The following is a 24,318-nucleotide window of genomic DNA, read 5'->3' on the forward strand; positions in this document are numbered from 1 at the left end:
ATGGGGACATGACAACGACAGCGGCGCCGGCCGCCACCGTGCCGGTGGTCGGGTTCGACCAGGTGACCAAGACGTACGGGAGCACGCGGGCCGTGGACGGGCTCTCGCTCCGGCTGCACCCGGGGGAGACCGTGGCCCTGCTGGGGCCGAACGGGGCCGGGAAGTCCACCACGCTCGATCTGCTGCTCGGGCTGAAGAACGCCGACAGCGGCACCGTGAGCGTGTTCGGCACCAGCCCGCGCGAGGCGATCGTCGCCGGGCGGGTGGGGGCCATGCTGCAGAGCGGCGGCCTGATGGACGAGGTGACCGTGGCCGAGCTGGTGAAGCTGGCCTGCTCGCTGCACCCGAAGCCGTACAAGCCGGCCGACGTGCTCGCCCGCGCGGGCATCACGCAGATCGCCGACCGCAAGGTCAACAAGCTCTCCGGCGGCCAGGCCCAGCGGGTCCGCTTCGCCCTGGCCACGGCCGGCGACAGCGACCTCATCGTGCTGGACGAGCCCACCACGGGCATGGACGTCTCCGCCCGCCAGGCCTTCTGGGCCACCATGCGCGAGCAGGCCGACCAGGGCCGCACGGTCCTGTTCGCCACCCACTACCTGGAAGAGGCCGATGCCATCGCCGACCGGGTACTGGTGCTGCACCGCGGCCGGCTCCTCGCCGACGGCACCGCCGCCGAGATCAAGGCCAAGGCGGGGGCACGGCGGGTGTCCTTCGACCTGGAGGGCGAGTTCGACGAGGCCGCGGTGCGCGGGCTGCCGTTCCTCAGCTCCATCGACGTGAGCGGCCAGACCGTCCGCATCCAGTCCACCGACGCCGACGCCACCGTCCACGCGCTGTACGGGCTCGGTGTCTACCCCCGCAATCTCGAAGTGGCCGGGCTCGGCCTGGAGCAGGCGTTCGTCGCCATCACGGAGGCCGAGGAGGCCAAGCAGTCATGATCGGCCTGATCAAGCTCGAACTCGTGCGCGCCCTGCGCAACCGCAAGTTCCTGTTCTTCTCGGTGATCTACCCCTCGGTGCTCTTCCTGCTCATCGCCGGCCAGGCCGACGCGCACACCAAGGTCGACGGCACCGGGCTGACCCTGGCGACGTACATGATGGTCTCCATGGCCTCCTTCGGCGCCCTGACGGCCGTCCTGATGGGCAACAGCGAGCGGATAGCCAAGGAGCGGGAGGGCGGCTGGGTACGGCAACTGCGGCTGACCCCGCTGCCCGGACGCGGCTACGTCCTCGCCAAGACGGCCAGCGCCGCCGTGGTCAGCCTGCCGTCCATCGTGGTGATCTTCCTGGTCGCCGCCGCCGTCAAGGGCGTACGCCTGGACGCCTCGCAGTGGCTCGCGCTCACCGGCGCCATCTGGGCCGGCAGTCTCGTCTTCGCCGCGCTCGGCGTCGCCCTCGGCTACCTCGCCTCCGGGGACGCGGTCCGCCCGATCACCATGATCACTTACTTCGGCCTGTCGATCCTCGGCGGCCTGTGGATGCCGACCACCACCTTCCCCACCTGGCTGCAGGACATCGCCAAGTGGGTGCCCACGCACGCGTACGCTGCGCTGGGGCGGTCCATCGAGCAGAGCCAGGCACCCCACGCCCAGGACATCGCCGTCCTCGTCGCCTCCTTCGTCCTGTTCACCGGCGGCGCGGCCTGGCTGTACCGGAAGGACACGCTGAAGGCGTGAGCACCATGACCGAGGAGCACGAGGGCGGGGCCGAGTGGGAACCCGCCATACGGCTCGGCTGGCCGCCGCGGAACCGGCGCGAGGCGTACGTCAAGACCCTGTGGATCGGCGTCTGGCTCGTGTTCATGGCCTCGCCGGTCGACGATCTCCTGAGTGGCCGGCACAGCGCCGGGGCGACCGCGGCCGGCTGGATGGGCCTCGCCGGCTTCGTCGTGGTGTACCTGAGCCTGGTCTTCCGCAACATGGGACGGCCGTACGCGGGGCGGACCGTCGTCGCGCTGCTCGTGGTCCTCGGCGTCCTCGCGCCCGTGCTGGCGTACGCCTTCGGCAGCGCCTGGCTCGGGCTGTTCGTGTACGTGTCGGTGGCCTGCGGGGCGACCCTGCCGGTGCGGGCGGCCTACTGGGCCGTCCCGGCCTCGGCCGCGGTGATGTACGCCGTCGGGCTGCACGCGAACGAGAAGGAGGCGCGCGGCCTGCTGTTCCTGGTGGTGCTGATCGGGTTCGCGATGGTCGGCGTCGGACAACTGGTCCGCACGACCGTGGAGCTGCGCAAGGCCCGGGCCACCGTCGCCCAGCTCGCCGCCAACGAGGAGCGGCTGCGGCTCGCCCGCGACCTGCACGACCTGCTCGGCCACTCGCTCTCCCTGATCACGCTGAAGAGCGAGCTGGCCGGGCGGATGCTGCCCGACCATCCCGACAAGGCGGCCCAGCAGGTCGCCGACATCGAGCAGGTCAGCCGGCAGGCCCTGGTCGACGTCCGCGAGGCCGTCACCGGGTACCGCCGGCCCCGCCTCGGAGTCGAACTCGCCGGCAGCCAGGTGGCGCTCACCGCCGCCGGGGTCGTCGCGACGATGCCCGCCGAGACCGACCTCGCCGGCATCCCCGAGGAGGCTGAGGCCGCCCTCGCCTGGGCGCTGCGCGAGGCGGTCACCAACGTGGTCCGGCACAGCGGCGCCGACCGGTGCGTCGTCCAGGTGCTGCGGCGGCAGACGCTGGACGGGCCGATGCTCGAACTGTGCGTCGAGGACAACGGGTCCGGCGGTTCCGGGGCCGGTCCGGGCAACGGGCTGACCGGGCTGACCGAGCGGCTGGAGAAGGCCGGCGGAGGCCTCGAGGCGGGCCGGGTCAGGCAGGGGTTCCGGCTGGTCGCCCGGGTGCCGGCGGCCGGCGGGACGGCCGTAGGATCCGGGGCATGACGAGCACGATCAAGGTCCTCCTCGCCGAAGACCAGTCCATGGTCCGCGAGGCGCTGGCCGCCCTGCTCGGGCTCGAGGACGACATCGAGGTGGTCGCCCAGGTCGCCCGCGGCGACGAGGTGCTGGCGGCCGTCGGCGCGCACGGGGTGGACGTGGCGCTGCTGGACATCGAGATGCCCGGTTGCACCGGCATCGAGGCGGCGGCCCGGGTGCACCGGGAGCATCCGCAGGTCAAGCTCGTCGTCCTGACCACCTTCGGCCGCCCCGGCTATCTGCGCAGCGCGATGGAGGCGGGCGCGGACGCCTTCCTGGTCAAGGACGCGCCGGCCGCGCAGCTCGCCGACGCGGTGCGCAAGGTGCTCGCCGGGGAGCGGGTCATCGACCCCACGCTCGCCGCGGCGGCTCTGGCGGAGGGCGCGAATCCGCTCACCGACCGGGAACGGGAGGTGCTGCGGGCGGCGGCCGACGGCTCCACCAACGCGGAACTGGCCGCGGTCCTGCACCTGTCCCAGGGCACGGTCCGCAACTATCTCTCCACGGCGATCCAGAAGCTGGCGGTGCGCAACCGTACGGAGGCGGTGCGGATCGCGCGGGAGAAGGGCTGGCTGTAGCTCCGGCTCAGTTGAGCATGGCCCGTGCGGTGTGCGCCTGCTCCCGGACCCGCCGGGCGGCTGACTCGTCGACGACCTCGATGAGGTGGGCGTACGCGTCCAGCTCCGCCGCTCCCTCGCTGAACTCGCCGCGCTGGACGAGCAGCTGACCGCGTTCATAGCGCAGGCGGGCCGGGTGCGAGGGGATGAGGAGGCTCAGCTCCACCGCCCAGAGGCCGACGTCCGAGCGCTCGGGGCGGGCGGAGGCCCAGGCCCGGATGTTGTTGAGGATGCGCTGGACGAGCTCCAGCGGGGCCGCGGGCGCCAGCATGGAGGGCTGCAGCGGCGTCCCGGTCGCGCCGACGACCAGCAGCTCGGCGTCCGTGCCGGTCAGCACCCGGCCGCCGTCGAACGGGTCGGCCAGCACCTGCTCCTCGGCCGCTCCGAACCCGACCACGAAGTGCCCCGGCAGCGCGACCCCGTACACCGGGGCGCCCGCCCGGCGGGCGACCTCCATCCACACCACCGACAGCAGGATCGGCAGCCCGCGGCGGCGCCGCAGCACCTCGTGCAGCAGTGAGGACTCCAGACGCTGGTAGTCGGCAGGGGTGCCGTGGAACGCGTACCGCTCACCGAGCAGCCGGCACAGCGCCTCCGCCCACGCCCGCGGGCCGCCCGGCCGGTACGGCAGCAGTCCGGCGAGCCGGTCCAGCTCCAGCTGGGCCGCGTCGACACCGGCCTCGTCCAGCGAGCCGTCCGCCTCCGCGCCGATCAGCAGGCACAGCGCCGACAGATCCGGCCGCTCCGACCGCGCCTCCTCCCCGAACAGCCGCCGCACCTCGGCGGACCGCTCCGGCGGGGGCGGATACGGAGGCGGAAGACGAGGATGCCGCATGTCTGCCTCATGCCCTTCCACGGGGGTTCCTACGACTGCCCGAGCCCGCCCGTCCCGCACCGGAGGCTCCCGGCCCGCCGGCCGGCGCGGTCCGGCTCACCCGGCCTCCCGCTGCCCGGACTCGCCGGGCCCGCCGGTGCGGCCGGCCCGGTCCTGAGGTGCGCGGTAGTGGTGGTACGCGTGGTGGGGGGACATGCCCAGCCGGGTGTAGAGGGCGCGGGCGCCGTCATTGGTGTCCTCCACCTGGAGCCAGGCTGCCGAGGCGCCCTCGGCGAGGGCCTGGTGGGCCAGGGCGGACATGACGGTGGTGGCCAGGCCCTGGCGGCGGCGGGCGGGGTCGACCTCGACGGCGGCGAAGCCGGCCCAGCGGCCGTCCACCACGCACCGCCCGATCGCCGCCGGAGGCCCGCCCGCCGCGCCCGGCACCGTCGCGAACCACACCGACGGGCCACTGCCCAGCACCCGCAGGGCCACCTCGCTCAGCCCCTTGCGCCGGTAGCGCGCGAGCCACGCCTCGTCGGCCGTGCGCGAGAGCACCGCCCCCGTGCCCGGGGCGACGTCCGCGACCGGCGCCAGCGCGCCGATCCACAGCTCGGCCGTCACCTCCCGTACCCAGCCGCGCCGCTCCAGCTCCGCGCAGAGCAGCTCCTGCGTGCCCTCGGCGCCGGTCGCGGTCTGCAGGTAGGCAGGCAGCCCCCGCTCGCCGTACCAGTCCCGTACGGCCGCCAGGGCCGCGTCCAGCGGCAGCCCCGGCTCGCCGAGCGGCAGCACGCTGTTGGCGCGCCGCGTGAACCCGGCGGCAGCCCGCAGCTCCCACTCGCCCAGCCGCTCGCTCTCCACCGGCCGCCACGCCCGCGCGGCGACCCGCGCCAGCTCCGTGAAGGTCGCGGCGGGTCCCCGGCGACGCGCCGGAGCGGCCGGCACGACTTTGCCCGCGACCAGCGTGGATTCCGGAATCCGAACACTTTGCCCGTCGCGCCGTGTGATCATGAGCACGCCGTCGTCCCATGATGTGAGAACACCGACCGTGTCGGTGAACTTCTCCTGCGTCGCCCCAGGTTCGCCCAAGCGCCGTACGGAGACCCGTTTGCCCACGTCAGCAGTGGTGATACGGACCTCGAGGCGTCCATACGCCGAGATTTCCACTGGTCAGTTCACCCCTCCTGTTCGGATCATGCCCCGGAACGGAGATACTAGGGGCGGGCATCGACGACGCCGCGCTCCCGCGCGCCAGGCGGCGGAGCCTGAGGAGGCCCGCCAGCGCCCAATCGAGGAGGAACGACAGCGTGACCTACGTCATCGCGCAGCCTTGTGTCGACGTCAAGGACAAGGCGTGCATCGAGGAGTGCCCGGTCGACTGCATCTACGAGGGCCAGCGGTCCTTGTACATCCACCCGGACGAATGCGTCGACTGTGGTGCCTGTGAGCCGGTCTGCCCGGTCGAGGCGATCTTCTACGAGGACGACGTCCCGGAGGAGTGGAAGGACTACTACAAGGCGAACGTCGAGTTCTTCGACGAGCTGGGCTCCCCCGGCGGCGCCAGCAAGCTGGGGCTGATCGAGCGCGACCACCCGGTCGTCGCCGCGCTCCCGCCGCAGGGCGAGTGACCGTAGCCAGGCCCTAGCGGCCCGCATCAGCGCCGCCTCGGTCCCGTACGGCACGATCGCCTTGATCGCCGCCGTACGGGACCGAGGCGTTTGCCGTACCGACGAAAGCGAGCAAGATCCCGTGTCCGCAGTCTCCGACCGGCTCCCCACCTTTCCCTGGGACAAGCTGGAGCCCTACAAGAAGACGGCCGCCGCGCACCCGGACGGCATCGTCGACCTCTCCGTCGGCACCCCCGTCGACCCGGTACCGGAACTGATCCAGAAGGCTCTGATCGACGCGGCGGACTCACCGGGCTACCCGACGGTCTGGGGCACCCCGGCGCTGCGCGACGCGATCACCGGCTGGCTGGAGCGCCGCCTGGGCGCCCGCGGGCTCACCCACCGCCACGTCCTGCCGGTGGTCGGCTCCAAGGAACTGGTCGCCTGGCTGCCGACCCAGCTGGGCCTCGGCCCGGGCGACACCGTGGCGTACCCGCGCCTGGCCTACCCGACGTACGAGGTCGGCGCCCGCCTGGCCCGCGCCGACCACGTGGCCTACGACGACCCGCGCGAGCTGGACCCGGCGAACCTCCGGCTCCTCTGGCTGAACTCGCCGTCGAACCCCACCGGCAAGGTGCTGGCCAAGGACGAGCTGACGGAGATCGTCGCCTGGGCCCGCGCCCACGGCGTGCTGCTCGTGTCCGACGAGTGCTACCTGGAACTCGGCTGGGAGGCCGACCCGGTCTCGGTGCTGCACCCGGACGTCAACGGCGGCTCCCACGACGGCATCCTGGCCGTCCACTCGCTCTCCAAGCGGTCCAACCTGGCCGGCTACCGCGCGGCCTTCGTGGCGGGCGACCCTGCCGTCCTGGGCCCCCTGCTGGAGATCCGCAAGCACGGCGGCATGATGACCGCCGCGCCGACCCAGGCGGCCGTGGTGGCGGCCCTCGGCGACGACGAGCACGTCCGCGTCCAGCGCGAGCGCTACGCCGCCCGCCGCGCCCTGCTGCGCGAGGCCCTCCTCGGCCACGGCTTCCGCATCGAGCACAGCGAGGCCAGCCTCTACCTGTGGGCCACCCGCGACGAGTCCTGCTGGGACACGGTCGCCCACCTGGCGGACCTGGGCATCCTGGTGGCCCCGGGCGACTTCTACGGCGAGGCCGGCGCGACGTTCGTGCGCGTGGCGCTGACGGCGACGGACGAGCGGGTCCGGGCGGCCGTGTCCCGGCTGTAGGGCGCGGCGCGGACCGGCGGGCACAGGGCGACGGGGTCCGGGGAGCGAACTCCCCGGACCCCGTCGCCGTAGGTTCAGCGGTGGTGGACCTCAGCCGCCCAGCGGCAGCTGCGCCGGCACGGACGGGGCGGACAGCCCGCCCTTGCCCAGCGAGCCCGTGGGCAGCCCGCCCTTGGTCGCGGAGGACGCGGTGTCACCGAGGACGGTGCCCGCCGCCCCGGCAGCGGCGCCCGCGGCACCCTGCGCGGCCGGCGTCGCCTTCTTCACGGCGCTGCCGCCGGCCTTGCCCGCGGCCGGCACCGCCTGCTTGACCACCTTGCCGCCGGCCTCGCCCGCGAGACCGGTGGCGCTCTGCGCCGCACCGTCGACGGTGGTGCCGACCTGGGCGCCGTCCAGAGCGGTCAGGCCGCCCACGTTCGGGGTGGCCGCCGGCAGGTTCGTGGCCGCGCCGGCAGAGCCGGCCGCACCGACCCCGGCGGCCGCTCCTGCTGCGACGATCAGCGCGGCACGGGCGATCCGGCGGGTCAGGGGGAGGGACATGATGCTCCATTCGACGGGAGAGAACGGTGATGGTGTCCGTGCGTCGGACGCCGTGACTACCGCTCGAGACCGGCGAAGGTTGCGGACGCCCCAGGTAAAGAATGGATAACGCGTCGCATTATCGGTTGTGGATAAAAACGGGCAAACGGCGCCTCTTTCTGGCGCCCGCAGAATCCTTACCGCCCTTGTTTTCCAAGGGATTCGCAGACGGCGTGGTCAGTCGTCGGAAAATGCGCCCGGCGGGAAGCCGCGCAACCCGGGCGAGTGAGGCGCCGTACGGCTGTCCGGTCCACCGCCGGCTCCCCTGCCCCGCCTGCCGCGCGCTCTACTGCCCGGTCACGATCCGGACCGCTCCGGCGGACCGCTGCGCGCCCCCGGCGCCCTCCGGGCGGACCGTGCGCCAGGCGTCGCCGTCGCTGCCCGCGGTCCACTCCCGGCCCGCGTACGACACCTGCTGGATGTGCAGCACCGAGGAGTTGGCCACCGCCCAGTGCGCCAGCTGCCAGCCCCGCTCACGCTCCCGCGCGCCGCTCCCGGCCGTGTTCCGCCGGGTGCCCTCGGCCACCGGCACGGTCACGGTCCGCCCGTGCGCGGTCGCGGTCACGCTCGGGGACGGCGACGGCGAAGGCACCTGCGTACCGCCCACCTCCGCGCCCGTCTCCTGCAGCGCGTCCCTGCCGAAGTCCCGCACCAGCGCGGCCCGCACGGCGTCGGGGCCGGTCGCCTCCGCGGTCCGCTCCGGGCGCCCGTCGCAGGTCAGCGAGGCCGCCCTGTGCCCGGTCAGGGCGGCGGCGAGCAGCGTGGCGTCCGGCTCGTGCTTGGCGTACGCCTCCGGGTAGCCGCTGCGCTGCACCCGCTGCGCCGCCACGGTCAGCGGCAGCTTCATGTAGTCCGGCACCTTCGCCAGGTGGGCGTAGAAGATGCCCGCCGCGTACGCCGGGTCCATGATCTGCTGCTCGGTGCCCCAGCCCTGCGAGGGCCGCTGCTGGAACAGGCCCAGCGAATCCCGGTCGCCGTGCTGGATGTTGCGCAGCTCCGACTCCTGCAGGGCGGTCGCCAGCGCGATGGTCACCGCCCGCTCGGGCATGCCGCGCCCGGTGCCGACGGCGGCGATGGTCGCCGCGTTCGCCGCCTGCTCGGGCGTGAACTCGTACGACGCGGCGTTCTCGCCCTCGCCCGCGACCACCTTGCACCCCCGCACGCCCCCGCCTCCGGTGACGTACTGCACCACGAGGTAGGCGGCGACACCGCACAGGACCAACAGGGCCGCGCTGATACGCAGGAGGCGGCCGCGGCGCTTGGGACGGGTGGGGGACGGCTCTGGCACGCGTACAAGGTACTGGAGGCCCCCCGCACACATGCGCGGGGTCCGGAAAGCCGCGGGGTGCGCCGCCGACGCGATCAGGAGGTTCGGGCCGGTCCGCGGGGGTTAGGGTCGGTCCCATGGCCGACACCTCGCTTGACCTCACGCTGGACGCCGCCGCGCTCACCGCGCAGCTCGTGGACTTCCCCTCCGAGAGCGGCACCGAGAAGCCGCTCGCGGACGCGATCGAGACCGCCCTGCGCGCCCTGCCGCACCTCACGGTGGACCGCCACGGCAACAACGTGGTCGCGCGGACGCACCTCGGCCACGCGGAGCGGGTCATTCTGGCCGGCCACATCGACACGGTGCCGATCGCCGACAACGTGCCCTCCCGGCTGGACGAGAACGGCGTGCTGTGGGGCTGCGGCACCTGCGACATGAAGTCGGGCGTGGCGGTGCAGCTGCGCCTCGCGGCCACGGTCCCCGCCCCCAACCGCGACCTGACCTTCGTGTTCTACGACAACGAGGAGGTCGCCGCCGACCTCAACGGCCTGAAGCACATCGCCGAGGACCGTCCGGAGTGGCTGGAGGGCGACTTCGCGGTCCTGCTGGAGCCCTCCGACGGCCAGGTCGAGGGCGGCTGCCAGGGCACGCTGCGGGTGCTGCTGCACACCACGGGCGAGAGGGCGCACTCCGCGCGCGGCTGGATGGGCTCCAACGCCATCCACGCGGCCGCCCCCGTCCTGGCCCGCCTGGCCTCCTACGAGCCCCGGTGGCCGGTGATCGACGGGCTGGAGTACCGGGAGGGCCTGAACGCGGTGGGCATCAGCGGGGGAGTGGCGGGCAACGTCATCCCCGACGCGTGCGTGGTGACGGTCAACTTCCGCTACGCCCCCGACCGCTCCGAGGAGGAGGCGCTCGCGCACGTCCGCGAGGTCTTCGCGGACTGCGGAGTGGCCCGGTTCGTGGTCGACGACCACAGCCCCGGCGCGCTGCCGGGCCTGTCCCACCCGGCCGCGGCGGCCTTCATCGAGGCGGTGGGCGGCACCCCGCAGCCCAAGTACGGCTGGACGGACGTCTCCCGCTTCTCCGCGCTCGGCGTGCCCGCGGTCAACTACGGCCCCGGCAACCCGCACCTGGCCCACAAGCGGGACGAGCGCGTCGAGGTCGCCAAGATCCTCGCCGGCGAGGAGCGGCTGCGCCGCTGGCTGACCGCCTAGGCCTGTCGTCCGGCCCGCGCGGGGAGCGGCGCCGCACGCCGGACATGCTCACGTCCCCCCTCCGTAACGGTCGTGGATCTAGGCTGGCACCGAACTACCGGCAAGCGGAGGGAGCGCACATGCCTACCGGCAATCCCGAGGGGAAGAAGCAGCCGCCGGACGAGCAGCGGCTCGGACCGGTCCTCCGACGGCGGGGCCAGGTGACGGCCAGCACGACGGACCAGCGGCTGCTGGACGAGCGCGCTCCCACGGACTGGGTCCACACCGACCCCTGGCGGGTGCTGCGGATCCAGTCGGAGTTCATCGAGGGCTTCGGCACGCTGGCCGAACTCCCGCCCGCCATCAGCGTCTTCGGTTCGGCGCGCACGCCGGTGGACTCGCCGGAGTACGACGCGGGCGTGCGGCTCGGGCGCGGGCTGGTGCAGGCCGGCTGGGCGGTGATCACCGGGGGCGGCCCGGGTGCCATGGAGGCGGCCAACCGCGGTGCGTGCGAGGCGGGCGGCACCTCGGTCGGCCTCGGCATCGAGCTGCCCTTCGAGCAGGGGCTGAACCCGTACGTCGACATCGGCCTCAACTTCCGGTACTTCTTCGTCCGCAAGATGATGTTCGTGAAGTACGCACAGGGGTTCGTGGTGCTCCCCGGCGGCCTCGGCACCCTCGACGAACTCTTCGAGGCGCTCACCCTCGTCCAGACCCAGAAGGTCACCCGCTTCCCGATCGTCCTGTTCGGCACCGAGTACTGGGGCGGCCTGGTGTCCTGGCTGCAGAACACGCTGGTGGCCCAGGGCAAGGCATCCGAGAAGGACCTCCTCCTCTTCCACGTCACCGACGAGGTGGAGGAGGCGGTGGCCCTGGTGTCGAAGGAGGCGGGCCGCTAGCGCGAGGTCTGTGACCTCGCCTCCCACCCGACCGGGACGGTCGGGTGGGAGGGGCCGGGGGCCGGCGGAGCCCCCCGGTGCCTAGGCCAGGCCCCGCCGAGCCACGGCAGGGGCCCGGTGCCCGGCGATCGCCGCCACCATCTCCAGCACCTGCCGCGTCTCGGCCACCTCGTGCACCCGGTACACCTGAGCCCCCAGCCACGCCGACACCGCCGTCGTCGCCAGCGTCCCGATCAACCGCTCCTTCACCGGCCGGTCCAGCGACTCCCCCACGAAGTCCTTGTTGGACAGCGACACCAGTACCGGCCACCCGGTCGCGACCATCTCGTCCAGCCGCCGCGTCGCCTCCAGACTGTGCCGCGTGTTCTTCCCGAAGTCGTGCCCCGGATCGATCAGCACCGACTCCCGCGGCACTCCCAGCGCCACCGCCCGCTCGGCCAGCCCCACGGTCACCTTCAGGATGTCGGCCATGACGTCGTCGTACGTCACCCGGTGCGGCCGGGTACGCGGCTGAGCGCCCCCCGCGTGCGTGCACACCAGCCCCGCCCCGTACCGCGCGGCGACCTCCGCGAGGCCGGGGTCCACCCCGCCCCACGCGTCGTTCAGCAGATCCGCCCCCGCCTCGCACACCGCCGCGCCGACCTCGGCCCGCCAGGTGTCCACGCTGATGACGACGTCCGGGAACCGCCGCCGTACCTCCGCGACGAACCCCACGGTCCGCCGCGCCTCCTCCTCGGCCGTGACCTCCTCGCCGGGACCGGCCTTCACCCCGCCGATGTCGACGATCGCGGCGCCCTCGGCCACCGCCTGCTCCACACGCGCGAGGGCGGGTTCGTCACGGAACGTGGCGCCCTGGTCGTAGAAGGAGTCCGGGGTCCGGTTCACGATCGCCATGATCACCGGCTCGTGCGGCCCGAATTCCCGCCTGCCCAGCCTGAGCATCCGCTGTGACCTCTCCTCGTACGTTCCGCAGTGCGCCGCCTGCGACCCTAACGGTCGGACTCGCATGGCACGATCGGACCCTGACAGATTCAGCTTCCGGCACAGCGTCCGGTACCGAGCGTGGGGACCTCTGGCGATGGTGATGTTCTTGTTCCTGGTCGTCGCTCTGGCCGTCGTGGTGGCCGCCGTGACACTCGCCGTGGTGAGCGGCGGAGAGGGCGGCCCGCTGCCGGAGGTGGCCCCGGAGCGGCTGCAGGACCCGCTGCCCCCGGACCGCCCGGTCGGCAGGGCGGACGTGGAGTCCCTGCGCTTCCCGGTCGCCCCGCGCGGCTACCGCATGGCGGACGTGGACGACGCGCTCGGCCGCCTCGGCGCCGAACTGGCCGAGCGGGACGCCCGTATCGCCGACCTGGAGTCCGCCCTGGCCGGCGCCCGCGCCGCCGCCCACGCGCGCCAGGACCGGCACCCCGAGGGGGAGCAGCAGTGACCGCCGGGACCGCCCTGGCCGGGGCCGACGGCGTGCTGCGCTGCCCGTGGGCGCTGTCCACCGAGGACTACGTGACGTACCACGACGAGGAGTGGGGCCGCCCGGTCCACGGCGACGACGCCCTCTTCGAGCGGATCAGCCTGGAGGCCTTCCAGTCCGGCCTGTCCTGGATCACGATCCTGCGCCGCCGCCCCGGTTTCCGCGCCGCCTTCGCGGGCTTCCGGATCGAGAAGATCGCCGCCTTCACCGACGAGGACCGCGAGCGGCTGCTCGCCGACCCCGGAATCATCCGCAACCGCGCGAAGATCGACGCGACGCTCACCAACGCACGCGTGCTCGCCGACTGGTCCGAGGGCGAGCTGGACGAGCTGATCTGGTCCCACGCCCCGGACCCGGCCGGGCGCCCCGTCCCGAAGAGCCTCGCCGACGTCCCCGCGGTCACCCCGGAGTCCACGGCCCTGTCCAAGGCGCTGAAGAAGCGGGGCCTCACATTCGTCGGCCCCACGACGGCGTACGCCCTGATGCAGGCGTGCGGCCTGGTCAACGACCACCTGGAGAACTGCGCGGCGAGAGGCGCCCTCTGACCCCGCGCCGCCACCCTGCGCCCCCTGACCGCACGGTGCGCAGGGCGGCCGGGGCGGGCTAGCGGCCCAGGTACTTCGGCTTCTCCTTGTTCACGAAGGCCTGAACGGCGATCGTGTGGTCCTCGGACTGCCCGGCCCGGGTCTGCAGCTCGTCCTCCTTCTCCAGGGACTCCTCCAGGGAGTGCGTGAGGCCGTACGCCACCGACTCCTTCAGCGCCGCGTACGCCACCGTCGGCCCCTCGGCCAGGGCCCGCGCCACTTTCTGAGCCTCGGCGCGCAGCTCGGTCGCCGGCACCACCCGGTTGGCGATTCCGAGTTCCAGCGCGTCCTGGGCGCTGATGCTGCGCGGGAAGAGCAGCAGGTCGGCGGCGCGGCCCGGGCCGACCACCCGGGGCAGGGTCCAGGAGATGCCGGAGTCGGCGGTCAGCGCGACGCCCGCGAACGAGGTGTTGAAGGCCGCCGTGTCGGCGACCACCCGGTAGTCCGCGGCGAGCGCGAAACCGAAGCCGGCGCCGGCCGCGACCCCGTTCACCCCGGCGACCACCGGCTTCGCCGCTCCGGCCAGCGCCCGCACGATCGGGTTGTAGTGCTCCCGTACGGTGCTCATCGTCTGCCCGGAGCCGGTCTCGCGGTCCGACGCCAGCAGGCCGATGTGCTCCTTGAGGTCCTGGCCCACGCAGAACGCCCGGTCCCCGGCGGCGGTCAGCAGGATCGCCCGGACGGCGGTGTCCCCGGCCGCGGCTTCCGCCGCCTCCCGGAGAGCGACCTTCGTCGCGATGTTCAGCGCGTTCATCGCCTCGGGGCGGTTCAGCGTGATCGTCGCGAGTCCGTCGCTCACCTCGTAGAGCACGGTGTCGGCCATGGGTCATCCCCTCCGGTGTCACGGCTGGTGACGTACCGCTCGGTACGTCGCTGTCTGCAGGACAGCATGGCGGAGATCCCCGTCGGTGGACCGCACCGCACGTGTGACCTGCGTCAAAGAAAACCGGAGCGGAGGTACGGCGCGCGCGTCCGCGCGGGGGCGCAGTATCGCAGCCACATCCCCGAATTGAGTGGTTTTGCTCGCGCGCGTTGCCCAAGCGATGCCTTCTGATGTTGGTCATCGGGTCCTGAGATGCGGGATAATGGCTTGGAAGCAATGTGTTCGATGCCGGTGTCGCGTGTCCGTTACCCGGACCGCGGGTGCCCTCGGGGCGGTCGGCAGACGGTGAGCCTGGTTTCAGGAAGGGGAACGAGCATGGCGGCCATGAAGCCGCGGACGGGTGATGGCCCGCTCGAGGTGACCAAGGAGGGGCGGGGCATCGTCATGCGCGTTCCGCTCGAAGGCGGCGGTCGACTCGTCGTCGAGCTGACCCCTGACGAGGCCGAGGCGCTCGGCGACGCCCTCAAGAAGGTCGTCGTCTGACGCGTACGCGATCCTTTCCTTCCGGCTGCCCCGGCATCGCAAGCGGTGCCGGGGCAGCCGCGTCTCCCGCCGTCGTCCCCCCCGTTCGCCCCGCTCGGTCCGCTCCGTCCGCCCGGCCCGGTCAGCGCTTGACGGCGCACAGCAGGCCGTCGCCGACCGGCAGCAGTGACGTCACCAGCTCCGCGCTCTCGCGCACCGTGCGCAGCAGCTCCCGCAGCCGCAGCACCTCCGTCGGCTGCGGTCCCGAGTCGACCGTGCGGCCGTTGGCGAAGACGCCCTCGAAGACCACCAGGCCGCCCGGGCGGAGCAGGCGCAACGATTCGGCGAGGTAGTCCGGGTACTCCAGCCGGTCACCGTCGCAGAAGACGAGGTCGTAGCCGGCGTCCGCGAGCCGGGGCAGCACGTCCAGGGCCTGGCCCGGGATGAAGCGGGCCCGGTTGCTGGCGAAGCCGCAGGCCCGGAAGGCCTGCCGGGCGAACTGCTGGTGCTCCGGCTCCGGGTCGACCGTGGTGAGCACCCCGTCGGGGCGCATCCCGTGCAGCAGATGGATGCCGGACACCCCGCAGCCCGTGCCGATCTCCGCGACCGCCTTCGCGTCCACGGAGGCGGCGAGCACCCGCAGCGCGGCGCCCGTGCCGGGCGACACCGAGCGCAGCCCTGCCTCGCGGGCCCGCTCACGGGCCCAGCGCAGCGCTTCGTCCTCGGCGACAAAGGCGTCGGCGAACGCCCAGCTCGTCTGCCGGTTGCCGGTAATGACCCTCTCCTGTCCCCGTGGTTGCCTGGGCGTGACTGTATCCGTTGGCGTCGGGAACCCGCAGATGGGACCGGGCGTTAAGAAGGGTGGAACGGTGGCCCGGGTCTCGATCGGGGGTAAGAGGTGGATCAGGACGCCGAGCACATGCTGACGCAGCCGGATGACCCGTATCAGCGCGTATCAAATTCTCGTAAAACCGCTTATCCGGAGCTAACGGGCGAGGTGGCTATGGTAGGGGCTCCACTGGACACCACCAGAGCCGACAGGGGAGGTGCGGCTGCGCCCGGGGACCGGGGTGGAGTGCTGCGGCGCTTCCTCGGGTCGGCGGGCAGGCCGAAATCCGTGACCGACACCGCTGCTGACAGCCACGCCGCCGGTTTCGCCGCAGGCGACGCCCAGACCGCGACCTTCTCCACCGACGCGGACGGGCAGGCGTGGACTCCGCCCACGTGGGAGGAGATCGTCAACACGCACAGCGGTCGCGTCTACCGCCTGGCCTACCGCCTCACGGGCAACCAGCACGACGCCGAGGACCTCACCCAGGAGGTCTTCGTCCGCGTCTTCCGCTCCCTGTCCACGTACTCGCCGGGCACCTTCGAGGGCTGGCTGCACCGCATCACCACCAACCTGTTCCTGGACATGGTCCGGCGCAAGCAGCGCATCCGCTTCGACGCCCTCGGCGAGGACGCGGCCGAGCGGCTCGCCAGCAAGGAACCCACCCCGCAGCAGCTCTTCAACGACGCGCACTTCGACGCCGACGTCCAGCAGGCCCTCGACACCCTCGCGCCGGAGTTCCGCGCCGCCGTCGTCCTGTGCGACATCGAGGGATTGTCGTACGAGGAGATCGCCGCGACCCTCGGCGTCAAGCTCGGCACGGTCCGCTCCCGTATCCACCGCGGCCGCTCCCAGCTCCGCAAGGCCCTCGCCCACCGCTCGCCCGAGGCGCGCCGGGCCGAGGCGCGCAAGGCCGAGCGGCGCTCCTTCGTGCCCCGTGTCCCCGCTCTGGGGGGAGGGGGCGCGACCGCGTGAGTGGATCCCGGCCGAAACCGGCTCAGGCGCATTTCGCCGAGCAGCATCTGGGAGACCGGCTCTCCGCCCTGGTGGACGGAGAGCTCGGTCATGAGTCGCGTGAGCGCGTCCTCGCCCACCTGGCCACCTGTGCCCGGTGCAAGGCGGAGGCGGACGCCCAGCGCCGGCTGAAGAGCGTGTTCGCCGAGGCGGCCCCGCCGCCGCCCTCGGAGAGCTTCCTGGCCCGTCTCCAGGGCCTGCCCGGGGGAGGTGACCTCGACGGCGGCGGCACGCCGGCGCCCGGGGGAGGACCCTTCGTCCGAGGCCCCGAGGCCGGGGTCTTCGGAGTGAGGCGCGAGCGCTTCGAGTTCGGATATGTCCCGGCCGACCCCGCCCACTCCGCCGTGCCCGAGGAGCGTGGCTTCCGCATCCATCCCGTCGGTCGCTCGGACGCCGACCGCTCCGCCTCGCGCGGCCTGCGGTTCGCGTTCGCCGCCGCCGGTGCGGTGTCGCTGGCCGCGGTCGCCCTCGGCGGCGTCACCACCGCCATCCCCGGGGACATGTCAGCCGAGGCCCGCGGCGGCGCCGGCACGGGCAACGTCGTCCCGACGCGGGCGGCGGGCGCGGCGGCGACGGCCGACTCCCAGCGCCGACGCCCGGCGGGACCGCTGCTCGGCCAGGGCACCGGCCGGCTCGGCCAGACCACGGCGGCACCGACCGCCCTGTCCGCGCCGCTGCTGCCCGGCATGCCCGCCCCCTTCTCCGGCGGCCCCCGGAACGTCGTGCACGACCTGGCGGCACCGGTGATGGCGGGCGCGGCCGCGGTCTCTCCCCTGATACGCCCGCTGAGCGACATCACCCCGTTCTCCCTGACGCCGCCCTCCCCGGTGCCCCCGATCACCGCCCCCGGCCTGCTGTCGGCCCCCGCCCCCGACACCACCCCCTCTCCCTCCCACCAGGCGCCCTGAGGTTGAATCTGTGAGGCCGTGCCCGAGGCGATGACCCGGGCACGGATTCGAGTCTCCGCGGCCACCGCCGACACGCGCGGCCGCGGCCAGCCGTGGGGAGAGCATGAACGAGGGGAACCCGACGTCCGTCCCGCCCGGGGAGCGGACGCCGGCGGGGGACACACCGACGCCGGCGAGCCGGCCCGACGGCGACTTCGAACTGGCGAAGCCCGCGCCGATGACGCCGACGGCGGCCGGGGGAGCCGGGGGTGATGGGCCTGGATCGGCCGGCGCGGAGTCCGGTGCCGTGCCCGTCGCCGAGCGGCCCCGGCCCCTGCATGATCCCGATCCCTACAGCACCCCGCCGTACGGTGAGCCCGGTCCTTGGGCGCCCGCGCCACCGGTCCAGCATCCGACGGCGGCCCCGGGGACGGCCGTACCGGCGTCGGAGGCTCCGGCCGCGGCGCCCCCGCCGGGCCAGGTGGGGCCGGGTGCGCCCGCGCCCGCTCCGGTGGTGCCGCCCGTGGCGCCCGCGCCGGCCCCAGCGGCTCCGGGTGTGCCCGCGCCCGTGGCTCCCGTCGCGTCGCCCATGCCCGCCGGGGCGCCGCAGATCCCCCTGCAGGCGGCGCCGCCCGGGGTGGAATCCATGACCGGCGGTGGGCCCGCGTCGGAGGCCGCAGCGGTGGCCGACCCCTGGCGGGGGTACGACCCCTGGGCCGCCGGTGCTGCAGGGCAGCAGCCGGTGACCCGGGGGCCGTTGCAGCAGACCGGGGTCAAGGTGCTGACGGAGCGGCAGCGCCGGAAGAGGGCGTTGCGGATCGCCGTGCTGTGGACCTTGCTCGTCGCCGTCGTCTCCAGCGGCATCGGCGGGCTCGTCGGCGCCCAGGTCCAGCGCGAGAGCGGGCCGCGGGGCGGCAGCGCGCCCGCCGGGCGCGCGCCGGACGGCGTGGCCGGCATAGCCGCCCGCGCACTGCCCAGCGTCGTCACCCTGCACGTCCACGGCACCGACGAGTCCGGCACCGGCACCGGCTTCGTGCTCGACACCCGGGGCCACATCCTCACCAACAACCACGTCGTCCAGCCCGCCGCGTCCGGCGGCGACATATCCGTGACCTTCAGCAGCGGTGACACCGCGAAGGCGAAGGTCGTCGGCCACGACAGCGGTTACGACCTCGCCGTCGTCCAGGTGACCGGAACCCACGACCTCACCCCCCTGCCCCTCGGCGACTCCGACGCCGTCCGGGTCGGTGACCCCGTCGTCGCCATCGGGGCCCCCTTCGACCTGGCCAACACCGTCACCTCCGGCATCATCAGCGCCAAGGAGCGGCCCATCACGGCCGGCGGGGAGAAGGGCGACGGAAGCGACGTGTCGTACGTCGACGCGCTGCAGACCGACGCCCCCATCAACCCCGGCAACTCCGGCGGCCCCCTGCTGAACTCCCGGGCGCAGGTCATCGGCATCAACTCCGCCATCCGCTCGGCCGACAGCGGCTCGGACTCCGAGGGCGGCCAGGCCGGCTCCATCGGTCTCGGCTTCGCCATCCCCGTCAACCAGGCCAAGCGCGTCGCCGACGAACTGATCCACCAGGGTCGTGCCACTCATCCCGTCATCGGCGTCACCCTCGACATGGGCTACACCGGCGACGGCGCCCGTATCGACAGCAAGGCACGGGACGGCGGCCCGGCCGTCATCGAGGGCGGCCCCGGCGACCGGGCCGGGCTGAAGGCCGGCGACGTGATCACCGAGGTCGACGGGCAGCGCGTCCACTCGGGCGAGGAACTGATCGTCAGGATCCGCGCCCACCGGCCGGGCGACCGGCTTCGGCTGACCGTCGAACGCGGCGGCGAGCGGGAGGTCTCACTCGTCCTGGGCGCTTCCGAGCGGAACTGACGGAAGTCTCACCTCGGGACGGTACCGGTCTGCCAGGTGTGCCGGGTACCGTTGGGCGCGACCGAGGACATCGCAAGGAGCTTCAGGTGTTCAATGACATAGGGCCACTCGAGCTGGTGACGATCATTGTTCTCGCCGTGCTCGTCTTCGGTCCGGACAAGCTCCCGAAGGTCATCCAGGACGTGACGCGCACGATCCGGAAGATCCGAGAGTTCTCGGAGAGCGCCAAGCAGGACATCCGCAGCGAGCTGGGCCCCGAGTTCAAGGACTTCGAGTTCGAGGACCTCAACCCCAAGACGTTCCTCCGCAAGCAGCTGGACAACGACGATCTGGGGCTGAAGGAGATCCGCAACGGCTTCGACCTGAAGAAGGAGATGGCCGAGGTCACCGAGGCGGTCAGCGTCCACGAGAGCGAAGCCGCGGCCTCGTCCACGGCGGCGTCCCCGGTGTCCTCCTCCTCGTCCGGCGGGCGCGTGGACATGACCAAGAAGCCCGAGGACGCGGGCACGGACGACCGTCCGCTCTTCGACGCGGACGCCACCTAGGAGACACCTCCCGGCCCCCGGTTTCCCTGCTGCTCTCGGCGGTGTGGATATGCTGCCGAGTTGTTGTGCGGACCGTATGCGCATCAGCGACGCCGCCCGAAGGGGGGCGGGCGACGCGGTCCGACGAGAGCGAGGAGGCGTCCGGTAGATGGAGACGACGAGTCGGGTGGGCGCGCAGACGCCGGCCGCGGAGGGCGGGCAACCGCTTCACTCCGCCCGGCGTACGGTCGACGGCTATCTGCGGGCGCCCTTTCCCTGGTACGGCCTCGACGAGGCGTTCACGGGCCCGCGGTGGCTGATGCAGGTCGGTACGGCGGCCGACGGTGCCGTCGAGCACGGGTCGATCGGGCACGGGGACGAGCCCTCCGTACGCACCGAGGCCGGGTCCGCCGGTGAGCCGCGGGAGAAGTTCGCGGTCGTGGTGACCGTGGCGGCGAACCCGTCCCGGCGGAGCGCCGACGGTACGGGGCTGCTGGAGGCCACCTCGGTCTCCTCGGCCGCGTGGCTGGCGGGGGTCGGGCTGCTGTCCTTCACCTGGCCCGGGCAGATGGACCACAGTCTGCGGGACGACTGGCTGGATCAGCAGACGGAGACGGCGTGGGCCCTGGCCGACGACCTCGAGGGGCCCGAGTGGTCCGTGCTGTCCCTTCCCGTGGACGGGGTGCCGGTGCCGTTCCACTACCGGGAGTCCGAGTTCGGGTGGGTGCTGGCCGGCTCCACCGCGCAGGGCGTCCATGTGGGGGCCTACGGACGCGGGATGAGCGCGTACGGACTGGGATTCGCCGTGGTCAAGGACATCGGCGCCTACGCCTGAGAAACGCCCGCGCATCAGAAAAGGGGCGCCGGTGCGTCCGGCGCCCCTTCACGCAGGGCTTGCTGCTGAATCGTCAGAACTTGGGGGGCCTCGGTGACAGCAGGGCACGTCCCTCACCTTGCCCCCCTTCGGGGTGGTTGTGCGGGACGGTCCGGTTACGGCAATCGCCTGAGCCACAAGAGGGCAAGGGGGTAGGCGCCGGCAGCCACGACGAGTTGCACCAGCCCGGTAGCCGTGTGCGCCCAGTCGGGCAGCACCTGCCTGAAGATCTCGAATGCGATGCCGCGAGTGAACTCGAATGCTGCGGCAGCGGCGAACATCGCGCCCGCCGACTGCTTGGTCCACTGACGCGCTTTCGCGACCGGACGGGGGGCAAGAGGTTCTGTCACTCGTCCGTTGTACGGCACCTGATCCAACTCATCAATGGCCACTGCCTCGGCAGCCGCCCCTCTCCTGCCGGTTGTTGGAGGCCCCCGACGAGTCGCCCAACGGTGGCGTGCTCTACCAGCTGACGCAACCCGTCCTTTCGGGACTGGGCCAAACGGCTGGGGGGACGACCCCAGCGAGGTGGCATGCAGGCTGGGCACCCGGCGCCATGGCTCATGACCGGCCCGGGCCGTCTCGGGGCCGTCGGAGGGTGCTCAACGACAACCAACGCTGACAAACGTCGACGGCTCCGCCGCTGGTCAGAAGCTTGACCAGTGACGGAGCCGCAGATCGCAGACGTACGCGATCAGAACTTGTTCTTCGGCGTGATCCCCAGCGACAGGCCCGACAGGCCGCGCTGACGGCCGCCCAGCTTGCCGGCGATCGCGCGCAGGGCGGAGCCCGCCGGGGAGTCCGGGTCGGTCAGGACCACGGGCTTGCCCTCGTCGCCGCCCTCGCGCAGGCGGACGTCGATCGGGATGGAGCCGAGGACCGGCACGGTCGTACCCGTCGTACGCGTCAGGCCGTCCGCGACCAGCTGGCCGCCGCCCGTGCCGAAGACGTCGACCATCTCGCCGCAGTGCGGGCAGGGTAGGCCGGACATGTTCTCGACCACGCCGACGATCTTCTGGTGGGTCTGTACGGCGATGGAGCCGGCGCGCTCGGCCACCTCGGCCGCCGCCTGCTGAGGCGTGGTGACGACCAGGATCTCGGCGTTCGGGATCAGCTGGGCCACGGAGATCGCGATGTCGCCGGTGCCGGGCGGCAGGTCCAGGAGCAGCACGTCCAGGTCGCCCCAGTAGACGTCCGCGAGGAACTGCTGGAGCGCGCGGTGCAGCATCGGGCCGCGCCAGACCACCGGCGCGTTGCCCGGGGTGAACATGCCGATGGAGATGACCTTCACGCCGTTCGCCGACGGCGGCATGATCATGTTCTCGACCTGGGTCGGACGGCCGTCCGCGCCCAGCATGCGCGGCACGCTGTGACCGTAGATGTCGGCGTCCACGACACCGACCTTCAGACCGTCGGCCGCCATCGCCGCCGCCAGGTTCACCGTCACCGAGGACTTGCCGACGCCGCCCTTGCCGGAGGCGACCGCGTAGACCCGGGTCAGGTTGCCGGGCTTGGCGAAGGGGACCTCGCGCTCGGCCTGGCCGCCGCGCAGGGCCGCCGCCAGCTCGCGGCGCTGCTCGTCGCTCATCACGTCCAGCGTCACGTCGACCCGGGTGACACCCTCCACCCGGGAGACCGCCTCGGTGACGCGCTGCGTGATCGTCTCGCGCATCGGGCAGCCGGAGACGGTCAGGTACACGGTCACCGCGACCGCGCCGTCCTCCCCGATCTCCACCGATTTGACCATCCCCAGCTCGGTGATGGGCCGGTTGATCTCGGGGTCGTTCACCGTCGCCAGTGCCTCGCGCACCGCGTCTTCCGTAGCCATGAGAACGATGGTACGGCGCCCCGAGGGGCCTGCGGGTAGCCCCTCAGCGGTCGTCTGCGTCACGTCCCGGCGACCGTTCCGCCCGTTCCGCCGGGAATACGACGTGCCCGTCGTGGCGCCGCCGTTCCTCCAGCTCCTTGACCATGTCCTGCAGCTCCGAGCGGATCCAGTCGCGGGTGGCCACCTCGCCCAGGCCCATGCGCAGCGCGGCGATCTCCCTCGTCAGATACTCGGTGTCGGCGATGGACCGCTCGTTCTGCTTGCGGTCCTGCTCCAGGTTGACCCGGTCGCGGTCGTCCTGCCGGTTCTGCGCGAGCAGGATCAGCGGGGCCGCGTAGGAGGCCTGCAGGGACAGCGCCAGGGTCAGGAAGATGAACGGGTACTCGTCGAAGCGCAGGTCCCGGGGCGCGGCGACGTTCCACAGCACCCAGGCGATGATCACGATGGTCATCCAGACGATGAACCGGCCCGTGCCCAGGAACCGGGCGATCTTCTCCGACAGCCGGCCGAAGGCCTCCGGGTCCCACTCGGGCAGGATCCGGCGCCGGGGAGCGCGCGGCTGGTCCAGGCGCTGCGTGCGGTGCCGGGCGGCGGCCGTGGCGCCCGCCGGATGACGTTCGCGGGTCGCGGTGTCGCGCTCAGGAGCCATGGGTGGCCGCCCCCTCTCCCTCGTCGAGGTGGAACTCCGTCTCCCGCCAGTCCTCGGGCAGCATGTGGTCCAGTACGTCGTCCACGGTGACCGCGCCGAGCAGCGACCCGGACTCGTCCACCACGGGCGCGGCGACCATGTCGTAGGTCGCGAAGAACCCGGCGATGACGGGCAGCGTGGCGTCGGGGTCCAGGGGCTGGAGGTCGTCGTCCACCAGGGAGCTGACCAGGGTGTACGGGGGGTCGCGCAGCAGCCGCTGGAAGTGGACGGTGCCCAGGTACTTGCCGGTCGGGGTCTCGTCCGGCGGGCGGCAGACGTAGACCTGGGCGGCGAGCGCGGGGGAGAGGTCCTGGTTACGGACTCGGGCGAGCGCGTCGGCGACGGTGGCGTCCGGACGCAGCACGATCGGCTCGGTGGTCATCAGACCGCCCGCGGTGTGCTCCTCGTACGACATCAGGCGCCGCATGTCGGCCGCGTCGGCGGGCTGCATCAGGCTCAGCAGCCGCTCCTTGTCCGCCTCCGGCAGCTCGGCGAGCAGGTCGGCGGCGTCGTCCGGGTCCATCGCCTCCAGCACGTCCGCCGCGCGCTCCTCGGCCAGTTTGCCGAGGATCTCGATCTGGTCGTCCTCCGGCAGCTCCTCGAGCACGTCGGCCAGGCGGTCGTCGTCCAGGGCGGCGGCGACCTCCGCGCGGCGCTTGGCGGACAGGTGGTGCAGGACGTTGGCGAGGTCGGCGGGACGCAGCTGCTCGAACGTGGCGAGCAGGTTCTCGGCGCCCTGCCCGTGCTCCTCCAGCGAGAAGCCGGTGACGGCCGACCACTCCACGGTCAGGGTCTCTCCCCTGGCCCGCCGGAAGGCGCCGCCCTTCCTGCCCTTGCGGACGAACACGCGGTCGATCTCCCAGTCCCGGCGGGCGGGAAGCTGCTGCACGGACAGGTCGAGGACGGTGACCTCCTCGTCGCTGTCCACCAGCTTCACGCGCCGGTCCAGCAGCTCCCCGAAGACCAGCCGCTCGGTGGGCCGCTGCTCGAAGCGGCGCACGTTGAGCACGCCGGTGGTGATGACCTGTCCGGACTCGATGCCGGTCACCCGGGTCATCGGCAGGAAGATGCGGCGCCGGGTCGACAGCTCCACCACCAGCCCGAGCAGGCGCGGGGGCCGTCGGCCGACGCGCAGCATGACGACCAGATCGCGTACGCGGCCCACCTGGTCGCCGGCCGGATCGAAGACGGGGACCCCGGCGATGTGCGAGACGAAGATCCGGGGGGCGCCGGCTGCCATGACTGTGCTTCCTTTGCTCGCATTGCGTG

The 24,318-nt window shown here is 72.8% G+C and carries 27 protein-coding genes; 16 read left to right on the forward strand and 11 right to left on the reverse strand.

Annotation, left to right across the window (positions count from 1 at the left end):
* Positions 1-8: 8 nt before the first annotated feature.
* The 4 genes from ACZ404_RS13475 to ACZ404_RS13490 are packed head-to-tail and all read left to right on the forward strand — an operon-like array spanning position 9 to position 3,482.
* Complete coding sequence (locus tag ACZ404_RS13475) at positions 9-938, forward strand: ABC transporter ATP-binding protein (protein WP_468439204.1); 930 nt, start codon at positions 9-11, stop codon at positions 936-938.
* Positions 935-1,675, forward strand: a complete 741-nt coding sequence (locus ACZ404_RS13480) for an ABC transporter permease (protein ID WP_468439206.1) — start codon at positions 935-937, stop codon at positions 1,673-1,675. Before ACZ404_RS13475 ends, ACZ404_RS13480 begins: the two co-directional genes overlap by 4 nt.
* Positions 1,672-2,871: a sensor histidine kinase gene (locus ACZ404_RS13485; RefSeq protein ID WP_468439208.1), complete on the forward strand. Its 1,200-nt coding sequence runs from the start codon at positions 1,672-1,674 to the stop codon at positions 2,869-2,871. The genes ACZ404_RS13480 and ACZ404_RS13485 overlap by 4 nt, the downstream gene beginning before the upstream one ends.
* Positions 2,868-3,482, forward strand: a complete 615-nt coding sequence (locus ACZ404_RS13490) for a response regulator (RefSeq protein ID WP_468439210.1) — start codon at positions 2,868-2,870, stop codon at positions 3,480-3,482. Before ACZ404_RS13485 ends, ACZ404_RS13490 begins: the two co-directional genes overlap by 4 nt.
* A 7-nt stretch (positions 3,483-3,489) precedes the next feature.
* Here the strand turns inward: ACZ404_RS13490 and ACZ404_RS13495 are convergent, their stop codons facing one another.
* Together ACZ404_RS13495 and ACZ404_RS13500 are read right to left on the reverse strand one after the other, a co-directional pair.
* On the reverse strand, positions 3,490-4,356 hold the full coding sequence (locus ACZ404_RS13495; protein ID WP_468439212.1) for a transglutaminase family protein: 867 nt from the start codon (positions 4,354-4,356) through the stop codon (positions 3,490-3,492).
* 96 nt (positions 4,357-4,452) lie between these two features.
* On the reverse strand, positions 4,453-5,502 hold the full coding sequence (locus tag ACZ404_RS13500) for a GNAT family N-acetyltransferase (RefSeq protein WP_468439214.1): 1,050 nt from the start codon (positions 5,500-5,502) through the stop codon (positions 4,453-4,455).
* Between the two features lie 140 nt (positions 5,503-5,642).
* Between ACZ404_RS13500 and fdxA the strand changes: the two genes are divergently transcribed.
* On the forward strand, positions 5,643-5,963 hold the full coding sequence (gene fdxA, locus ACZ404_RS13505; RefSeq protein ID WP_030176303.1) for a ferredoxin: 321 nt from the start codon (positions 5,643-5,645) through the stop codon (positions 5,961-5,963).
* A 121-nt stretch (positions 5,964-6,084) separates the two neighbouring features.
* The gene (locus tag ACZ404_RS13510; RefSeq protein WP_468439216.1) at positions 6,085-7,176 is read left to right on the forward strand and encodes a bifunctional succinyldiaminopimelate transaminase/glutamate-prephenate aminotransferase; all 1,092 of its coding nucleotides are present in this window, start codon (positions 6,085-6,087) and stop codon (positions 7,174-7,176) included.
* Between the two features lie 90 nt (positions 7,177-7,266).
* Here ACZ404_RS13510 and ACZ404_RS13515 read toward each other — a convergent pair whose 3' ends face one another.
* Positions 7,267-7,716 carry an ATP-binding protein gene (locus tag ACZ404_RS13515; protein ID WP_468439218.1) on the reverse strand — a complete coding sequence of 150 codons (450 nt, stop codon included), beginning with the start codon at positions 7,714-7,716 and terminating at the stop codon, positions 7,267-7,269.
* Positions 7,717-8,041: 325 nt separating this feature from the next.
* Positions 8,042-9,043 (reverse strand): heavy metal transporter, encoded by a 1,002-nt coding sequence (locus ACZ404_RS13520; protein WP_468439220.1) that lies wholly within the window; start codon positions 9,041-9,043, stop codon positions 8,042-8,044.
* Positions 9,044-9,159: 116 nt separating this feature from the next.
* Between ACZ404_RS13520 and dapE the strand changes: the two genes are divergently transcribed.
* A complete protein-coding gene (dapE, locus tag ACZ404_RS13525; RefSeq protein ID WP_468439222.1) occupies positions 9,160-10,239 on the forward strand; it encodes a succinyl-diaminopimelate desuccinylase in 1,080 nt (359 codons plus the stop codon).
* A gap of 119 nt (positions 10,240-10,358) precedes the next feature.
* Positions 10,359-11,117: an LOG family protein gene (locus ACZ404_RS13530; protein WP_468439224.1), complete on the forward strand. Its 759-nt coding sequence runs from the start codon at positions 10,359-10,361 to the stop codon at positions 11,115-11,117.
* Between the two features lie 81 nt (positions 11,118-11,198).
* On the opposite strand, the gene folP is transcribed toward ACZ404_RS13530, so the two are convergent.
* The gene (gene folP, locus ACZ404_RS13535; RefSeq protein ID WP_468439226.1) at positions 11,199-12,059 is read right to left on the reverse strand and encodes a dihydropteroate synthase; all 861 of its coding nucleotides are present in this window, start codon (positions 12,057-12,059) and stop codon (positions 11,199-11,201) included.
* A gap of 136 nt (positions 12,060-12,195) precedes the next feature.
* Between folP and ACZ404_RS13540 the strand changes: the two genes are divergently transcribed.
* Both ACZ404_RS13540 and ACZ404_RS13545 read left to right on the forward strand, forming a co-directional pair.
* The gene (locus ACZ404_RS13540; protein WP_468439228.1) at positions 12,196-12,546 is read left to right on the forward strand and encodes a DivIVA domain-containing protein; all 351 of its coding nucleotides are present in this window, start codon (positions 12,196-12,198) and stop codon (positions 12,544-12,546) included.
* Positions 12,543-13,130, forward strand: a complete 588-nt coding sequence (locus tag ACZ404_RS13545) for a DNA-3-methyladenine glycosylase I (protein WP_468439230.1) — start codon at positions 12,543-12,545, stop codon at positions 13,128-13,130. Before ACZ404_RS13540 ends, ACZ404_RS13545 begins: the two co-directional genes overlap by 4 nt.
* A 58-nt stretch (positions 13,131-13,188) precedes the next feature.
* On the opposite strand, the gene chcB is transcribed toward ACZ404_RS13545, so the two are convergent.
* Positions 13,189-13,992 (reverse strand): 2-cyclohexenylcarbonyl CoA isomerase, encoded by an 804-nt coding sequence (chcB, locus tag ACZ404_RS13550; protein WP_468439232.1) that lies wholly within the window; start codon positions 13,990-13,992, stop codon positions 13,189-13,191.
* A gap of 375 nt (positions 13,993-14,367) precedes the next feature.
* Between chcB and ACZ404_RS13555 the strand changes: the two genes are divergently transcribed.
* Complete coding sequence (locus ACZ404_RS13555; RefSeq protein ID WP_018544333.1) at positions 14,368-14,535, forward strand: DUF3117 domain-containing protein; 168 nt, start codon at positions 14,368-14,370, stop codon at positions 14,533-14,535.
* A 121-nt stretch (positions 14,536-14,656) separates the two neighbouring features.
* Here the strand turns inward: ACZ404_RS13555 and ACZ404_RS13560 are convergent, their stop codons facing one another.
* Positions 14,657-15,355, reverse strand: coding sequence for an O-methyltransferase (locus ACZ404_RS13560; RefSeq protein WP_468439827.1), 699 nt, complete (start codon positions 15,353-15,355; stop codon positions 14,657-14,659).
* Positions 15,356-15,589: 234 nt separating this feature from the next.
* On the opposite strand from ACZ404_RS13560, the gene sigE reads away from it, so the two are divergent.
* The 5 genes from sigE (at position 15,590) to ACZ404_RS13585 (ending at position 20,494) form a co-directional block, all read left to right on the forward strand.
* A complete protein-coding gene (sigE, locus tag ACZ404_RS13565; protein ID WP_468439234.1) occupies positions 15,590-16,318 on the forward strand; it encodes an RNA polymerase sigma factor SigE in 729 nt (242 codons plus the stop codon).
* Positions 16,315-17,265 carry an anti-sigma factor family protein gene (locus ACZ404_RS13570; RefSeq protein ID WP_468439236.1) on the forward strand — a complete coding sequence of 317 codons (951 nt, stop codon included), beginning with the start codon at positions 16,315-16,317 and terminating at the stop codon, positions 17,263-17,265. The genes sigE and ACZ404_RS13570 overlap by 4 nt, the downstream gene beginning before the upstream one ends.
* 217 nt (positions 17,266-17,482) lie before the next feature.
* A complete protein-coding gene (locus ACZ404_RS13575; protein WP_468439829.1) occupies positions 17,483-19,135 on the forward strand; it encodes a S1C family serine protease in 1,653 nt (550 codons plus the stop codon).
* 86 nt (positions 19,136-19,221) lie between these two features.
* The gene (locus ACZ404_RS13580; RefSeq protein WP_468439238.1) at positions 19,222-19,680 is read left to right on the forward strand and encodes a sec-independent translocase; all 459 of its coding nucleotides are present in this window, start codon (positions 19,222-19,224) and stop codon (positions 19,678-19,680) included.
* 148 nt (positions 19,681-19,828) lie between these two features.
* A complete protein-coding gene (locus ACZ404_RS13585) occupies positions 19,829-20,494 on the forward strand; it encodes a hypothetical protein (protein ID WP_468439240.1) in 666 nt (221 codons plus the stop codon).
* A gap of 155 nt (positions 20,495-20,649) precedes the next feature.
* Here ACZ404_RS13585 and ACZ404_RS13590 read toward each other — a convergent pair whose 3' ends face one another.
* The 4 genes from ACZ404_RS13590 to ACZ404_RS13605 form a co-directional block, all read right to left on the reverse strand.
* Positions 20,650-20,925 (reverse strand): hypothetical protein, encoded by a 276-nt coding sequence (locus ACZ404_RS13590; RefSeq protein WP_468439242.1) that lies wholly within the window; start codon positions 20,923-20,925, stop codon positions 20,650-20,652.
* 302 nt (positions 20,926-21,227) lie between these two features.
* Positions 21,228-22,361 (reverse strand): Mrp/NBP35 family ATP-binding protein, encoded by a 1,134-nt coding sequence (locus tag ACZ404_RS13595; RefSeq protein ID WP_468439244.1) that lies wholly within the window; start codon positions 22,359-22,361, stop codon positions 21,228-21,230.
* A 43-nt stretch (positions 22,362-22,404) separates the two neighbouring features.
* Positions 22,405-23,010, reverse strand: coding sequence for a DUF1003 domain-containing protein (locus tag ACZ404_RS13600; RefSeq protein WP_468439246.1), 606 nt, complete (start codon positions 23,008-23,010; stop codon positions 22,405-22,407).
* Positions 23,000-24,289, reverse strand: coding sequence for a magnesium transporter MgtE N-terminal domain-containing protein (locus tag ACZ404_RS13605; RefSeq protein ID WP_468439248.1), 1,290 nt, complete (start codon positions 24,287-24,289; stop codon positions 23,000-23,002). The genes ACZ404_RS13600 and ACZ404_RS13605 overlap by 11 nt, the downstream gene beginning before the upstream one ends.
* Between the last annotated feature and the right edge of the window lie 29 nt (positions 24,290-24,318).

This window comes from Streptomyces sp. NPDC030798, from assembly GCF_055572275.1.

What these genes read in the sequence shown, in the direction of transcription:
- ACZ404_RS13480 (WP_468439206.1), top strand. Translation starts at nt 935, where the DNA reads ATGATCGGCCTGATCAAGCTCGAACTCGTGCGCGCCCTGCGCAACCGC.
- ACZ404_RS13475 (WP_468439204.1), top strand. Translation starts at nt 9, where the DNA reads ATGACAACGACAGCGGCGCCGGCCGCCACCGTGCCGGTGGTCGGGTTC.
- ACZ404_RS13595 (WP_468439244.1), bottom strand. Translation starts at nt 22,361, where the DNA reads ATGGCTACGGAAGACGCGGTGCGCGAGGCACTGGCGACGGTGAACGAC.
- ACZ404_RS13585 (WP_468439240.1), top strand. Translation starts at nt 19,829, where the DNA reads ATGGAGACGACGAGTCGGGTGGGCGCGCAGACGCCGGCCGCGGAGGGC.
- ACZ404_RS13575 (WP_468439829.1), top strand. Translation starts at nt 17,483, where the DNA reads ATGACGCCGACGGCGGCCGGGGGAGCCGGGGGTGATGGGCCTGGATCG.
- ACZ404_RS13605 (WP_468439248.1), bottom strand. Translation starts at nt 24,289, where the DNA reads ATGGCAGCCGGCGCCCCCCGGATCTTCGTCTCGCACATCGCCGGGGTC.
- ACZ404_RS13495 (WP_468439212.1), bottom strand. Translation starts at nt 4,356, where the DNA reads ATGCGGCATCCTCGTCTTCCGCCTCCGTATCCGCCCCCGCCGGAGCGG.
- chcB (WP_468439232.1), bottom strand. Translation starts at nt 13,992, where the DNA reads ATGGCCGACACCGTGCTCTACGAGGTGAGCGACGGACTCGCGACGATC.
- ACZ404_RS13530 (WP_468439224.1), top strand. Translation starts at nt 10,359, where the DNA reads ATGCCTACCGGCAATCCCGAGGGGAAGAAGCAGCCGCCGGACGAGCAG.
- folP (WP_468439226.1), bottom strand. Translation starts at nt 12,059, where the DNA reads ATGCTCAGGCTGGGCAGGCGGGAATTCGGGCCGCACGAGCCGGTGATC.
- ACZ404_RS13600 (WP_468439246.1), bottom strand. Translation starts at nt 23,010, where the DNA reads ATGGCTCCTGAGCGCGACACCGCGACCCGCGAACGTCATCCGGCGGGC.
- ACZ404_RS13515 (WP_468439218.1), bottom strand. Translation starts at nt 7,716, where the DNA reads ATGTCCCTCCCCCTGACCCGCCGGATCGCCCGTGCCGCGCTGATCGTC.
- ACZ404_RS13555 (WP_018544333.1), top strand. Translation starts at nt 14,368, where the DNA reads ATGGCGGCCATGAAGCCGCGGACGGGTGATGGCCCGCTCGAGGTGACC.
- ACZ404_RS13540 (WP_468439228.1), top strand. Translation starts at nt 12,196, where the DNA reads ATGGTGATGTTCTTGTTCCTGGTCGTCGCTCTGGCCGTCGTGGTGGCC.
- dapE (WP_468439222.1), top strand. Translation starts at nt 9,160, where the DNA reads ATGGCCGACACCTCGCTTGACCTCACGCTGGACGCCGCCGCGCTCACC.
- ACZ404_RS13490 (WP_468439210.1), top strand. Translation starts at nt 2,868, where the DNA reads ATGACGAGCACGATCAAGGTCCTCCTCGCCGAAGACCAGTCCATGGTC.